The organism is Aliterella atlantica CENA595, assembly GCF_000952155.1.
GTDB classification, from domain to species: domain Bacteria; phylum Cyanobacteriota; class Cyanobacteriia; order Cyanobacteriales; family Chroococcidiopsidaceae; genus Aliterella; species Aliterella atlantica.
This window is the reverse complement of sequence record NZ_JYON01000017.1, coordinates 80826-94265: the sequence shown is the minus strand read 5'-3', so window position 1 is coordinate 94265 and position 13440 is coordinate 80826. Positions and strand designations below refer to the sequence as shown.

General features: G+C 43.7%; 12 protein-coding genes and 1 tRNA gene. 2 read left to right on the top strand and 11 right to left on the bottom strand.

The window, feature by feature from the left end; all coding sequences use genetic code 11:
• Window positions 1-170: 170 nt before the first annotated feature.
• Window positions 171-1055, top strand: coding sequence for a hypothetical protein (locus tag UH38_RS15950; protein ID WP_072044936.1), 885 nt, complete (start codon window positions 171-173; stop codon window positions 1053-1055).
• 107 nt (window positions 1056-1162) lie between these two features.
• On the opposite strand, the gene UH38_RS15945 is transcribed toward UH38_RS15950, so the two are convergent.
• From UH38_RS15945 to UH38_RS15900, 10 genes are all read right to left on the bottom strand, one after another.
• Complete coding sequence (locus UH38_RS15945; RefSeq protein ID WP_045055659.1) at window positions 1163-2464, bottom strand: ABC transporter substrate-binding protein; 1302 nt, start codon at window positions 2462-2464, stop codon at window positions 1163-1165.
• A 268-nt stretch (window positions 2465-2732) separates the two neighbouring features.
• Window positions 2733-2824 (bottom strand) — tRNA-Ser (locus UH38_RS15940).
• A gap of 228 nt (window positions 2825-3052) precedes the next feature.
• Window positions 3053-3982 carry a 15-cis-phytoene synthase CrtB gene (gene crtB / locus UH38_RS15935; RefSeq protein ID WP_045055658.1) on the bottom strand — a complete coding sequence of 310 codons (930 nt, stop codon included), beginning with the start codon at window positions 3980-3982 and terminating at the stop codon, window positions 3053-3055.
• Window positions 3966-5405 (bottom strand): 15-cis-phytoene desaturase, encoded by a 1440-nt coding sequence (pds, locus tag UH38_RS15930; RefSeq protein ID WP_045055657.1) that lies wholly within the window; start codon window positions 5403-5405, stop codon window positions 3966-3968. Before pds ends, crtB begins: the two co-directional genes overlap by 17 nt.
• Window positions 5406-5500: 95 nt before the next feature.
• Window positions 5501-6298 carry a carbohydrate ABC transporter permease gene (locus UH38_RS15925; RefSeq protein WP_407640456.1) on the bottom strand — a complete coding sequence of 266 codons (798 nt, stop codon included), beginning with the start codon at window positions 6296-6298 and terminating at the stop codon, window positions 5501-5503.
• 290 nt (window positions 6299-6588) lie between these two features.
• The gene (locus UH38_RS15920; RefSeq protein WP_045055655.1) at window positions 6589-7155 is read right to left on the bottom strand and encodes a 5-formyltetrahydrofolate cyclo-ligase; all 567 of its coding nucleotides are present in this window, start codon (window positions 7153-7155) and stop codon (window positions 6589-6591) included.
• A 56-nt stretch (window positions 7156-7211) separates the two neighbouring features.
• Window positions 7212-8153 (bottom strand): GDP-L-fucose synthase family protein, encoded by a 942-nt coding sequence (locus tag UH38_RS15915; RefSeq protein WP_045055654.1) that lies wholly within the window; start codon window positions 8151-8153, stop codon window positions 7212-7214.
• 108 nt (window positions 8154-8261) lie between these two features.
• Window positions 8262-9338: a GDP-mannose 4,6-dehydratase gene (gene gmd / locus UH38_RS15910; RefSeq protein WP_045055653.1), complete on the bottom strand. Its 1077-nt coding sequence runs from the start codon at window positions 9336-9338 to the stop codon at window positions 8262-8264.
• 326 nt (window positions 9339-9664) lie between these two features.
• The gene (locus tag UH38_RS15905; RefSeq protein WP_045055652.1) at window positions 9665-10480 is read right to left on the bottom strand and encodes a sugar transferase; all 816 of its coding nucleotides are present in this window, start codon (window positions 10478-10480) and stop codon (window positions 9665-9667) included.
• Window positions 10481-10685: 205 nt separating this feature from the next.
• Window positions 10686-11816, bottom strand: a complete 1131-nt coding sequence (locus UH38_RS15900) for a glycosyltransferase (RefSeq protein ID WP_045055651.1) — start codon at window positions 11814-11816, stop codon at window positions 10686-10688.
• Window positions 11817-11957: 141 nt separating this feature from the next.
• Here UH38_RS15900 and UH38_RS15895 point away from each other — a divergent pair, with 141 nt between their 5' ends.
• Window positions 11958-12896, top strand: coding sequence for an NAD-dependent epimerase/dehydratase family protein (locus UH38_RS15895; RefSeq protein WP_045055683.1), 939 nt, complete (start codon window positions 11958-11960; stop codon window positions 12894-12896).
• On the opposite strand, the gene pgsA is transcribed toward UH38_RS15895, so the two are convergent.
• On the bottom strand, window positions 12893-13429 hold the full coding sequence (gene pgsA, locus UH38_RS15890) for a CDP-diacylglycerol--glycerol-3-phosphate 3-phosphatidyltransferase (protein ID WP_045055650.1): 537 nt from the start codon (window positions 13427-13429) through the stop codon (window positions 12893-12895). The genes UH38_RS15895 and pgsA overlap by 4 nt on opposite strands.
• Between the last annotated feature and the right edge of the window lie 11 nt (window positions 13430-13440).

Below are 13440 nucleotides of genomic sequence, written 5' to 3'. Positions count from 1 at the left end.
AAGGGGACAAGGAGACAAGGAGACAAGGAGACAAGGGGGACTACAGGGGGATCGAATCTGCCGAAATAGCGATGTAAGGAGCGATTAGCTGTGTTATTCGTTAAATACTGACGAAAGTCACTATAAAACACAGCTTGCGTTTTTTAGCTATAAGTGCATGAGGAGTGGATATGAAAAACGTCTTCTGGCGATGGATGGGATTGGGATTGAGTGTAACGGCTTTAACTAGCATTGTTATTATGAACGCGCAATTGTCTGCTCAAGCTGAAATGCCAGACAATAGCAGCAATGTAGAAGCATCGTCTCAGTTAGCTGATGAGATTGCTGAGTATTCGCGCTCTAGTACGCCAACATCTGCAGATGCTTTTTTGAATGCTCCCCAGCAAATAGCGATCGCCCCTGCGCCTGATACTCAAGTTACAGCAGAGAAGCGATTGCCTTCTACCCTCGTTGCTTCTGTACCAACTGATGTAAATAATTCAGCAGCAAATGTAGCGCCTCATCCTGGTACTACAGAAACCTCTGCTCGTAGTCTCAGTGCGATCGCGCCTACAGTTCCTCCAAGCGATCGCACTGTTGCCCAAAATAACGATTCAGAAGTAGCTCAACTTCCTGTAGATCCTGGTAGAGCGACTCGTGGCGGCTCTAGCTATATCGGTATCGGCGGTAATATTGGTTTGAGCGGCGATACAGCATTAGGCGATGGCAATTTTACAATTATTAGTAAAATTGGACTTACTCGCAATATCGCAGTACGTCCTTCTGTTGTTTTAGGCAATGATGCTACATTTTTGATTCCTTTGACTTACGACTTTTCTATTCGTCAAGCAGAAGCTCTAGAAGAAGTCTTACCGCTAGCGCCTTACGTCGGCGCGGGTGTCTCTATCGCTACAGGTGATAACGATAATATTGGCTTGCTATTAACTGGTGGTATAGATGTACCTTTAAATAGCCAATTTACAGCTAATGCGGCTGTCAACGTAGGTATTGCCGATGAGACTGATGTCGGTTTAGCTATTGGAGTCGGCTATAACTTTAGCGGACTAGGGCTGTAGGAAGGGATAGGGGGACAAGGGGGCAGGGGGATCTTTCCCTGCCTCCCCCTACTTACGAAAGTTTTTCCTGCTATCCGGCTATTTTTAGACGTAGCACTGCTACGTCTCTACTTGGGACTGACTTGACCTGTAACATCCAATTTGCCGTCGTTTGTTACCGTCCAGACATCGTAAACTCCTACGACATCTCCGTTGGCATCGATATCTACGTTGCCACTAGCTCCCTGGTAGTTGATATCTTGACCCTCGCGTAGCAGTTTCAGACCTTGACAAACATCGCTGACTTCTGTGCCTGGAGCATTGGCAACTTCACGAATTTTGCTTTGGACACCTTCGCCTGTATTTGCTTTAGCAGATTGGGCTGCTAAGGTCAAAAGTGCCGCTGCATCCCAAGTTTGCGGTACATATTCTCCTGGGGGCTGCTTTTTTGTATCCTGCCATAGCGTAGTTAGTGTTTTTAGAGCTTTACCGTCTGCGCCTGGTACTGTACCGATCGCCCCAGAGACGATAAACTTACCATCATTAGCTTTACCTACCTTGGGCGGAAAGTTCACAGACTTCACGCCATCGGTGAGCATCACTTGCACGCCTTGGCTTACGCCTTGTTGGTAAGCAGATTTGAGGAGCAAACTGCCTGTTTCTTCATATAGCACTGCCACTACTGCATCTGGTTTATTGGCAAAAGCAGCAGCAGCTTCAGTGTCAAATGTAGTTGCTTTAGGGTCGTAACGAGTAGGGTTGGCTTCGTTAACTACTGTTCCTCCCAATTTTTTGAAAGCACTGACAAATGCTCTTTCAAACCCAACTCCGTAATCATTGTTGATGACTACAGTCGAAACTCGTTTAAAACCTTTTTCATTAGCGAGTTGAGCTAAGGCAAGTGCTTGATAAGTATCTGGAGGAGCAGTCCGCGCCCAATAACCATTAAATTCACCTTTTTTAGCTCGTTCGGTAAATACTGGGCTAGTGCTACCAGGAGAAACTAGCATAACTTTGTTGCGAGCAGCTATGCCGACAGCAGCGCTAGAAACGCTACTTGCATAGGAACCAACTACCCCAGCAACATTATCAACTTCAGATAGCTTCGTCATCGCGCTAGTGCCTGCTACTGGGTCGGTTTGATCGTCTTGAGAGATATAGCTTATATTCTCGCCATTAACCCCACCGCACGCATTAACTTTTTCTACTAATAAAGGAACCGCACTTGCCATTTGTTGCCCAATAGTAGACAAGTCACCAGTTAGCGGCAATAAGGAACCAATTTTGAGTCCGCTACTATTAGTATTGCCTGCTGGCGTGGCAGAAGTTCCAGGACTATTGCTAGTTTCTCCAGTTTGAGTATTGGCTTGGCAACCCGCAGCCAAAAATGTCGCTACTGCTATAGCGATCGCTACATTAAGTTTAGACATATATATCTCGAACTCCTCGCTGATTTATCATCTTCATTTACAAGATTTTGTAAATGACCTAGATTTTAAACCATAGTGGCTGGACTAATGTTAGCTTCTTTGCTACCAATATTCGTTTTCGCTTGGCAACCCGCAGCTAAAAGCGATCGCTACATTACGTTTAGACATACATATCTCCGACTCTTGGCTGATTTATCCCTAAATTCATTTGCACACTTGTGTCAACGAACGGGATTCTCAACTAGAGCCGCCAAAAATGTTAATAAAACGGAGAAGGAGGGATTCGAACCCTCGGTACGGAGTTACCTGCCGTACAACAGATTAGCAATCTGTCGCTTTCGACCACTCAGCCACCTCTCCAGTCTAAGGCAATAATCACTCTAACAGGTTTTTGAGGAAGATGCAAGGGGCAGTTTAACAGTGACCAGTGACCAGTGACCAGTTAAGAAACAGCACCTAGTTACTGTTAATTGTCTGAGAGATTAACTGTTTCATCAGCAACAGTCATTAATTATCAGCTACTTAGACTAGAGTATTTTCCGCTTCCTCTTCTACCTGGTTACTGGTTACTGGTCACTGGTCACTGAATTACAGCGCTTGGGATCTTAGCCAAGCTACAGGTAAGTAGCGCATTTTCTTTAAACTTGGTACGTATGCCCGCTTTTGGAATACGTCGTAGTCGTTGCGCTCAATTTCTTGCAAAATTTGACTATATAGCATTAAAGATGCCCATACGGGCCATCTGGCATCGGGCGCTAGATGACTAATCCCTTTTTCTGCTTGGTGGTAAAATTCTTGCGTGCGGCGAATTTGAAAGCGTATCAGTTCCCGCCAGCGATCGTCAATTACGCCCTTAAATAAGTCTTGCTCTGTATAGTTAAACTTTGCTAAGTCTTCTAGAGGTAAATAAATTCTGCCTCTACGTGCGTCTTCACCCACGTCGCGGAGAATATTTGTTAGTTGATTGGCAATGCCAAGCGTAACTGCTTCTGGAGTTGGGTCTGGTGGTTTTTGCCCTTGATTCCATGCAGCTGTGTTGTACCCGCCATTTACACCCATTACTGCCGTTGACATTAAGCCTACAGTGCCAGCAACGCGATAGCAGTACAAATTTAGTTCTTCAAAGGTCTGGTAACGACTGCGGTACAGATCCATTAACTGTCCGGCAATCATGTCTCGAAACGGTTGAATATCCAGCCTAAAACGTTGAATCGTATCAACTAATGCTACATCTGGGTCTTCTAGCGGTTGACCTGCAAATAGCGATTCTAACTGTTTTTCCCATATTGCTAAAGTTTCTGGGGTAGTAAGTGCTGCCGCCGGACCGTCGACTAATTCATCGGTGCGGCGACACCATACATATATTGCCCAAATTGCTCGGCGCTTTTGCTGGCTCATCAGCAGCGTACCGAGGTAAAAAGTTTTGGAATACTTTGCCGTAATTTGGCGGCAAATTTCGTAGGCATCCTCTACAGAAACCAACTTTCTCATGCAGGGAGATTCAGGCAGTTGCAGCATTCGTTGCAGTCTGGATGGGCGTTTGTATGCGGTCAGTTAAATTAGCTTTTTCGGCAGACGATGCGATCGCCTGCGCTGTCAGCTTACCAGAAAGTACGGCTCCTTCCATACTCGCTAAGTAACGTTGCATGGTGTAATCTCCAGTTAAAAAGAAATTTTTAATCGGAGTTGTTTGGCTGGGGCGGTACTGCTGGCGACCTGGAGTTGCTTTGTACACGGAGCGCGGCGTTTTGACGACGTGGTATTTCAGCAATGACGCTGTTTCGCTACCGCCAAAATGGTCGGGGAATAATTTTTCTAATTCGCCCATCGTCGCGGCAATAATTTCTTCATCGGATTTATTAATCCAATCTTTAGCTGGTGCTAATACTAATTCCAGCATCGAGCGATCGCTATTTGCATACTCGCGGCAAGTATTGCTCATATCCGCGTACACGCTCAGTAAGGGCGACCTAGAAAATAATAAGTGGTCGATATCCGTCAGCTTGCGGTCAAACCACATATGTACGTTGATGACTGGTACTCCTTCTAAGCCATCTAATTGCTGGAAAAATTCTAATTTTTTCCACTCGCCAGGTAACATGACTTTTAAGGGGTCTACAGGCATTGCTGAGACGTACATATCCGCTGCGATTATTTCATCTTCTAATCCATCTAAACCCCGCTGCAAAAAGCCTTTTACCGAGCCATCAGCGTTAAGTAAAAATTCCTTTAGGGGTGCGTTTAGTCTAACTTCTCCGCCCCGCTCGGTAATATAATCTACCATCGGCTGACACAATCTTTCTGTGGGCGCACCATCCAAAAACGCCATCTTAGAACCGTTCTTTTCTTGCAAAAAACGATTTAGGGCTGTCAGCAAAATAGTTGCGGAAATTTCCTGCGGGTCGATAAAGTTCAGCGCTTTGGACATGGCGATGAAGACTTCTTTTTCTACTCTGGGCGGGATATTTTGTTTTTTCATCCACTCCGACCACGAGTATTTGTCCATCGCTTCTACGTACTTTTGCCCTTGAACCATCGCCGGAATTAACCCAATCCCGAAGCGAATCTTTTCTGCCCAAGTGAGCATATCGTTGTTACCCAAAATTGCTGCTACGCCATTTACTGGTGCTGGCAAGTCTGGGAAGTCAAAGCGACTGTAAGTTCCTGGTACGTTGGGCTGGTTGAAAATCATTGAGTGTTCTTTCCACTGCAATCGATCTTCTATGTCTAATTCTTTAAATAGCTGCAACATATTGGGGTAAGCCCCAAAAAAAATGTGCAAGCCAGTTTCGTACCAGTCGCCATCTGCGTCTTTCCATGCTGCCACTTTGCCGCCTAATACGTCTCGGCGTTCCAAGACTATCGGCGTGTGACCTGCATCAGTGAGATATTTGGCGCAGGACAGTCCGGCTAAACCTGCCCCAGCGATCGCTACTCGCATCTATAAGTTTGTTTTTAGATTTTATAAGTGTTTCTCGGTCTCATTATACTTTGCATTCTGTTACAGTTCGTTATTTTATCGATAAATATCTTCGTTTATCCTTTTACGCCGCTACCTGCATCTGTAGGTACTATGTATCGCTGTAAAAATAGGAACATTATTAATACTGGGGCTATGGAAATTACCGATCCTGCGGCAATCAACCGCCAATCTAGAGAAAAAGTCCCCGCTAAGTTAGCAACTCCCAAGGGTAAGGTGTATAAATCTGGGCGATTTAATACTATTAAGGGCCACAAAAAATCGCTCCAAGAACCAATAAATACAAATATTGCTAGTGTCATTAAAGCAGGTTGAATAGCTGGCAGCATAATAAACCACCACAAACCTAATTCAGAACACCCATCCATACGCGCTGCTTCTTCCATTTCTTTGGGTACAGATGCAAATGCTTGACGTAGTAAAAATATGCCGAATGCCGATGCAATTGCCGGAAAAATAATGCCGATGTAAGTGTTTGTAATGTTGAGCTTTACTGTGAGGATATATAAGGGAATCATGACGATTTGAAAGGGGATCATAATTGTCGCCACAATTAGGCTGAAAATTACTTCCCTACCTCGAAAGTTTAACCGCGCTAATGGGTATGCTGCTAAGGCACAAAATAGCAAGTTTAATCCTACTGTTAATAGGGCGATCGCTGTTGAGTTAAATAAGTACCTCCCAAATGGATTAGTTTGCCACACGCGCACGTAATTAGCCAATGTAGGCTGACTTGGCAACAACTGCGGCGGAAATTGAAATATATTTTCTGCTGGCGATTTTAACGATGTACTTATTAGCCATAGCAGCGGAAATAACATTATCAGCGCGATCGCTAATAATAATCCATACATCCACAAGTTTCCCCATCTATTAATTTTTTGTTTGTGGCTTATTAACTCAAGTTTTTTACTTTCTACTGCCATTTTGACCTCAACTATACTTCGTTTAACTTACACGCAAACTCATCTCAAAATGCTTTTGTTCTTATCTGAAAATCAATTATTTACTAATGTAAATATGCTTGACTTATGTAATAACAATGTCATACTATAGTAATTGTATTGGTCTAACCAAATGCTTGTTAAAAGTATGTGGTTGGAGCGCAGCGGACAATCGTCCGTTGCGCGGCAATCGATAAAAATCAAAGCTTTTTTTGCAAAGTTTTAAAACCAAATTCCGTACAAACTCCTAATAACTGTTTATCCCATAACTCGACAGGCAAACAAGGTAAAAAAGCCTCATTAAAGACAATTCCTATAGTTGGCTTGGTTGCCCATTGCGGCGAAGCAAGCAAGCGATCGTAATAACCCCCGCCATAACCCAAACGATAGCCGCGCTCGTCGCAGGCAACAGCCGGAATGAGAATTAAATCTACCATTTCTGGCAGCAAAATAGGAGCCGATGGCAAGGGTTCAAAAATACCATAAGCATTTTTGTGCAGAGGTTGGTTAAATTCCCAGCTATGCCAAACCAAAACATCGCCAACGCAGCGAGAAAATCCCCACTGACGTGCGGTTGTAAATAAAGGACTTAGGTCAGGTTCTTGGCGAAAACTAAAATAAGCTAAGACAGTTTTGGCAGCCGTAAAAAAAGGCGATCGCTCTAAATGCTGGCAAAGGCGATCGCTTTTTTGCCGCCAGTCTTCTTTTGACATTGCTTGACGCTGTTGTAACAGCCGTCGGCGTAACTGTGCTTTGTAAGGAGACATTTAATTATTTAGCAGGACGCAAGACAAATCTCACCTCCATAAAGTCGCTCGTTTGCCTAACTAGCGTTTTGGCGATACCAGGCGATCGTATTTTTTAGCCCTTGGGTAAAATCTACTTGCGCGGTAAAACCAAAAGCTTTTTTTGCTCGTTCGGTATCCAAGCAACGGCGCGGTTGACCGTTGGGCTTATCTGTTTGGTAGACAATTTCGCCATCAAAATCCATTAATTCGCAAATTAAACTAATCAAGTCGCGAATCGAAATTTCATAGCCCGTTCCCAGATTCACAGGTTCCGCGTCGTTATAGCCTACCGTACCCATCACAATACCCCGTGCCGCATCTTCAGAGTAGAGAAACTCCCGCGTCGGCGAACCATCACCCCAGACAGGTAGCTGTTTATCTCCCCGTTGCTGCGCTTCGTGAACTTTGCGAATTAAAGCAGGAATGACATGAGAACTATCGGGCTTGAAATTATCTTCAGGACCGTACAAATTTACTGGTAATAAGTAAATGCCATTGAAATTGTATTGCTGCCGATAAGCTTGCAGTTGGACTAAGAGAGCTTTTTTGGCAATGCCGTAGGGGGCGTTAGTTTCTTCGGGGTAGCCGTTCCACAGATCGTTCTCTTTAAAAGGTACGGGGGTAAATTTAGGATAAGCGCAAATTGTCCCTACACAAACAAATTTTTCTACCCCAGCTTGATAGGCGCTGTGAATTAGCTGCACGCCCATCATCAGGTTGTCGTAAAATAATTCTCCTGGCTTGACTTGGTTTAAACCAATACCGCCTACATGAGCAGCGAGGTGAATAATAATATCTTGGTGTTCGGCAACGCGCTGGCAAGTAGCTAAAACGCGCAGGTCGTCAGTTTGCGATCGCGTTACTGTAATTTTGTTATTATCTGCGCCAGCTTGAACTAACTGGGCAATTACTTGGCGACCTAAAAATCCTGCTCCACCTGTGACCAGAATTCGTTTGGTTTGTAAATCTAAGGTCATGATTTTATAGTTTTGATAATAGATTGCTGGGCATTAGGAGTAGATGCTTGCACCTAATAATTACCTAATCGCAAAAGGTAATTTCACGATTAGGGCTAATAAAGTTAATTAAAATTGATTACCGATTTGTTGGCGAATTGTGGCTAAATCTCCAGCTAACTGACTGCCATTGCCATCAGTTGATCCATGACCTAATGCTTTGAGGTCAGCTTCTACCATCAACGCGACTAATTGCTGGAAGGTAACTGTCGGTTCCCAACCTAGTTTTTGGCGTGCTTTACTCGGATCGCCAATTAATAATTCTACTTCTGCAGGTCTGAGGTAGCGCTCGTCAAACTCGACGTATTTTTGCCAGTCTAAATTGACGTAGCCAAAAGCTAAATTTAGGAACTCCTGTACTGAGTGAGTTTCGCCTGTAGCAATTACATAGTCGTCTGGCTTATCTTGCTGTAGCATTAGCCACATAGCTTTTACGTAGTCTTTGGCATAACCCCAATCTCTTTTCGCATCGAGGTTGCCCATGTAGAGTTTTTTCTGCTGACCTGCTACTATGCGGGCGATCGCTCTAGTAATTTTGCGCGTGACAAATGTCTCGCCTCGCCTCGGCGATTCGTGGTTGAATAATATGCCGTTACAAGCAAATAAGTTATAAGATTCCCGATAGTTAATTGTCTGCCAGTGAGCGTACACTTTGGCACAGGCGTAAGGACTGCGCGGGTAAAACGGGGTCGTTTCTTTCTGCGGTACTTCTTGAACTAAACCATACATCTCTGAAGAGCCTGCTTGATAGAATCTGACTTCTATGCCAGTACGATGTTGGTAGTCTCTAATTGCTTCTAATAAACGCAGCGTCCCCATCCCTACAGCATCTACAGTGTATTCTGGCGAGTCAAAACTGACCCGAACGTGCGATTGCGCTCCTAAGTTATATATTTCTGTTGGCTTTACTTCTTCTAAAATTCTTCTTAAGGTTGTGCCGTCGGTTAAGTCGCCATAGTGTAAAAATAAACGTACTCCCTGTTTGTGAGGGTCTTCGTACATATGATCGATGCGATCTGTATTAAAGGTTGAAGTGCGGCGAATTATCCCGTGAACTTCATAACCCTTCTCTAATAATAATTCGCTTAAATACGAGCCATCTTGTCCTGTAATTCCTGTAATTAACGCCCGCTTCTGTTGCTCCATTCTGTGTATCCTTCTATGGTTATTGACGATTTATTCCTGATTCAACTTAGCAGATGAACGCTAAGTTTCCAATCAATATTTATTTACTACTACTGCGAATTTATAAATTTATGAATTTTTATAAGCAAGTTTTCTTAGCTGTAATTGCTTTTTCCCTGCATATATTGAGCTTGTCAAACTATGTATATAATATTACATGACTTAACTTGTGTGTAGTAGCTGTGAACCTAAGGCGATCGCCCAGCCCAAAACTCCCAGTCAAGCCAGGCTGCATCTAGTTTATTTGCCGTGTATTGTCCTAGCCGAATCTACTAAGTATGCTTACATTAATAAGCACCATTATTTTTCGGTACAAACACCACACCTACTGTTTTGACAATTATCCATAAGTCCAACCAAAAATTGTGAAAGTTGGCATAGTAAACGTCTATTTGGACGCGGCGATGATAGGGAATATCATTGCGCCCAGACACTTGCCACAATCCGGTAATTCCTGGCTTGATCGTCAAAACTTTGTCAATCGAACAGCCGTATTTCGGCAGTTCTTCGACTACTAAAGGTCGCGGACCGACAACACTCATATCTCCTTTCAAAACATTCCAAAATTGGGGAAACTCATCTAAGCTAGTCAAGCGGAGAAATCTGCCAATTTTAGTGATTCGCGGATCTTGCTTGAGCTTGAAATTATCTTCAAACTCTTGACGCAATAGCGGCGATGTTTCCATCAATTCCAGCAACATTTCGTCAGCATTGTTAACCATCGTCCGAAATTTAATACAACTAAACAGTCGGCGATCTTTGCCAACTCGCGTTTGGCTGTAAAAAATTGGACCAGAGGAACTTAAAGCGATCGCCAAAATTAGCAACAAATACACTGGAGAAAACAAAATTAGCACTAGCAAAGAAAAAACAATGTCGAATATTCGCTTAGTTAACTCTTTGTCCAAAGGATACAGGCTAAGACTTCTCGAACTACGTCGCCTTGAAGTCAAAGGTGGTTCAGCAGCACTCGCCACGCGCGGAGCTACTCGGACTAATTGATTCGTCCGCTCGTTCCACTTGTCATCGTGTCGCACTGAAACTTGACCACGCTTCACAAAAGCCCGCAATCGCTTGCCAAAGAGGAGTGAATGGGCAGTCATCATACTCCTTAACACAATCCACACCACACATAGTCCCGATTTTAAAGCCTTTGGAGCTTATAATCGAGCAACTTTAACAGGGATCATACGCGACTTCTACCAAAAATTAGTAATTTAATTCTGTAAAAATCCCAATTAAGGCTTAATTTTATAACCTCCATTAAAACAACCAAAACTTAACTGGTCACTGGTCACTGGTCACTGGTCACTGTTTCTTAAATTGCTGCCATGAATTTTCCACAAAATCTAAATAACGCTTTTGAAAGATTGTAGGAGCAAATTGGCTTGCGCGATCGCGAATTAACTCAGGATGAAAATTTTTAGCGAGTTCTTCAAATGTCTCTACTGCTGCTACTAAAGCTTCTACAGTCTGCGCGGGAAAAAATAACCCAGTTCCCGATGGATGCTGGCGTATATCTCGCACCGTTTCCAACGCGCCCCCAGCCCCATAAGCAATTACTGGCGTACCGCAAGCTTGAGCCTCTACAACTGCAATGCCAAAATCTTCGTAAGCAGCGTACACAAAGGCTTTGGCTTCAGACATATATTTTTCTACCACTGCATCCGGTTGCGCTCCTAGAATCTGGACGTTTGGCTGTGCTAGTTTCTGGATCTTACTAAGCTCTGGTCCGCCACCAATTACAACTAACGGGCGCTTAAGTTGGTTGAAAGCTTGCACGATTAAAGCTACTTGCTTGTAACTGACTAAGCGGGAAACAGTAACGTAAAAGTCTTGTTTAGCACTTTGCAACGGAAACCTGTCAATATTCACAGGCGGGTAAATTACCGTTGCAGGGCGACGGTAACAGCGCCAAATCCGCCGCGCTGTAGTTTGGGAGGTGGCGATGAAGTAGTCAACTCTGTTAGCTGTTAAAATATCCCACTGGCGCAGTCGGTGCAGTAAATACCTAGTTAATATTCCTGGCAAACCCCGCCCCATCCGGTTGCTGTGCAAGTAATCAAACGTTAAATCCCAAGCAAAACGCATGGGCGTATAGCAATAACAAACGTGCATCTGAGCAGGGCTGGTTAGCACTCCTTTGGCGACTGTATGGGATGAAGAAAGAATGATATCGTAAGCGCGTAAGTCTAATTGCTCGATGGCTATTGGTAATAATGGCAGGTATTTTTGTACGCCGTTTTGACTTCTAGGTAAGTGCTGGAGAAATGTCTTGCCGATCTCTCGCCCATATAAATAACTTTGGGGATTAGTCGATTCAAAATCAATTAAGGCATACAAATCTGCTTCCAGGCAATTAAGTATCTCTCGAACGACAAGTTCGGAACCGCCTGTAGCTTTCGGTGTTAACCATTCATGGATCAGGGCATATTTCATTGTGGCAAAGGTTAAAAGTTGAAGAGTTTTGTTTTAATCTTAAAAGTATAATTTTTCGGACATAGTTTGATTAAACGGTCTGTAGAAGCGATCGCACAAACTGCTACCCTCGATCTTGCAGTCAGTATAGGGCATCGAGATATGCGAATTTTAATTATGGGCGGGACGCGGTTTATCGGCGTGTACCTGACTAAGTTGTTAGTCGCTCAAGGACATGAAGTGGTACTGTTCAATCGTGGTAATCATCCCGCACCTGTTCTGGGCGTAAAAACAATTACTGGCGATCGCACTTCTGCTGTTGAATTGCAAGAAAAGTTATCTTCCGAACATTTTGAGGCAATTTTTGATAACAACGGGCGCGAATTAAGCGATACTCAACCTCTGGCGGAAATTTTCAACGGCAAAGTTCAACATTTTGTCTATATGAGTTCTGCTGGCGTTTACCTCCCTGGTATGGAATTACCCCACGTTGAAGGCGATGCTGTCGATCCCAAAAGCCGCCACAAGGGTAAACATGAAACTGAAGCTTATTTGGCTCAAAGCGGGATGCCTTTTACTTCTATTCGTCCTACGTATATTTACGGTCCCCAAAATTATAACGAGCTTGAAGGCTGGTTTTTTGACCGGATTGTGCGCGATCGCCCTATCCCCATTCCTGGTCATGGCTTGCATATTACCCAATTAGGTCACGTCCAAGATTTAGCCGCAGCGATGACGCGCGTACTAGGCTCTAGGCAAGCTATTGGGCAAATTTATAACGTATCTGGCGATCGCTATGTTACTTTCGATAATTTAGCTCGTGCCTGTGCTTTGGCTGCTGGCAAACAACCAGAAAGTCTGCAAATTATCCATTACGACCCCAAAAAGTTTGATTTTGGCAAGAAGAAAGCCTTTCCCTTCCGCTTGCAGCACTTTTTCGCTGCTATCGATAAAGCTAAACGCGAACTTGACTGGAAACCCCAGTACGATCTAATTTCTGGCTTGAAAGATGCTTTTGCTAACGATTACCTGGCTTCAGGAAGAGATAAAGCACAAGTTGATTTTTCTGTAGATGAACAAATATTGGCAGATCGCACCTAATTTTTAACTGGCTGTTGCTGAGCAGGTAATACATAAATAGCGCCAGAAATCAAGGTAAGAAGTACGGAAATCCAAAAAGCAGTTATTGCTACGATCGCCCAGTTTTCCGGTAACGGTGCAATTAAGAGGGCGATCGCTACTATTTGACAGATAGTTTTGAGTTTACCCCAAATATTTGCCCCCACAACTGCTGTTGTCCCTGTCATGCTTGGCGTAACGCGCCAGCCAGCAATGGTTAATTCCCGCGCCAACACTAAAAATACGCCCCAAGCTGGTATTTGTCCTAGTTCAATTAAAGCCAGCATTGGACCTAAAATCAGCAATTTATCGACTAACGGATCGAGAAACTTGCCTAGTTCGCTAACTTGGTTGAGTTTTCTTGCTAAGTACCCATCTAGCCAATCTGTAGCTGCAGCAACCAAAAAAATAATCATACTAAAAATGCGTGTTTCTCTAGTTGGTGATGTCAAGCAATAAAGTAAGATTGGCAGTACAAGTAGCCTAGATAACGTAATCAAATTAGGTAAATTCATAATTTGAGCAA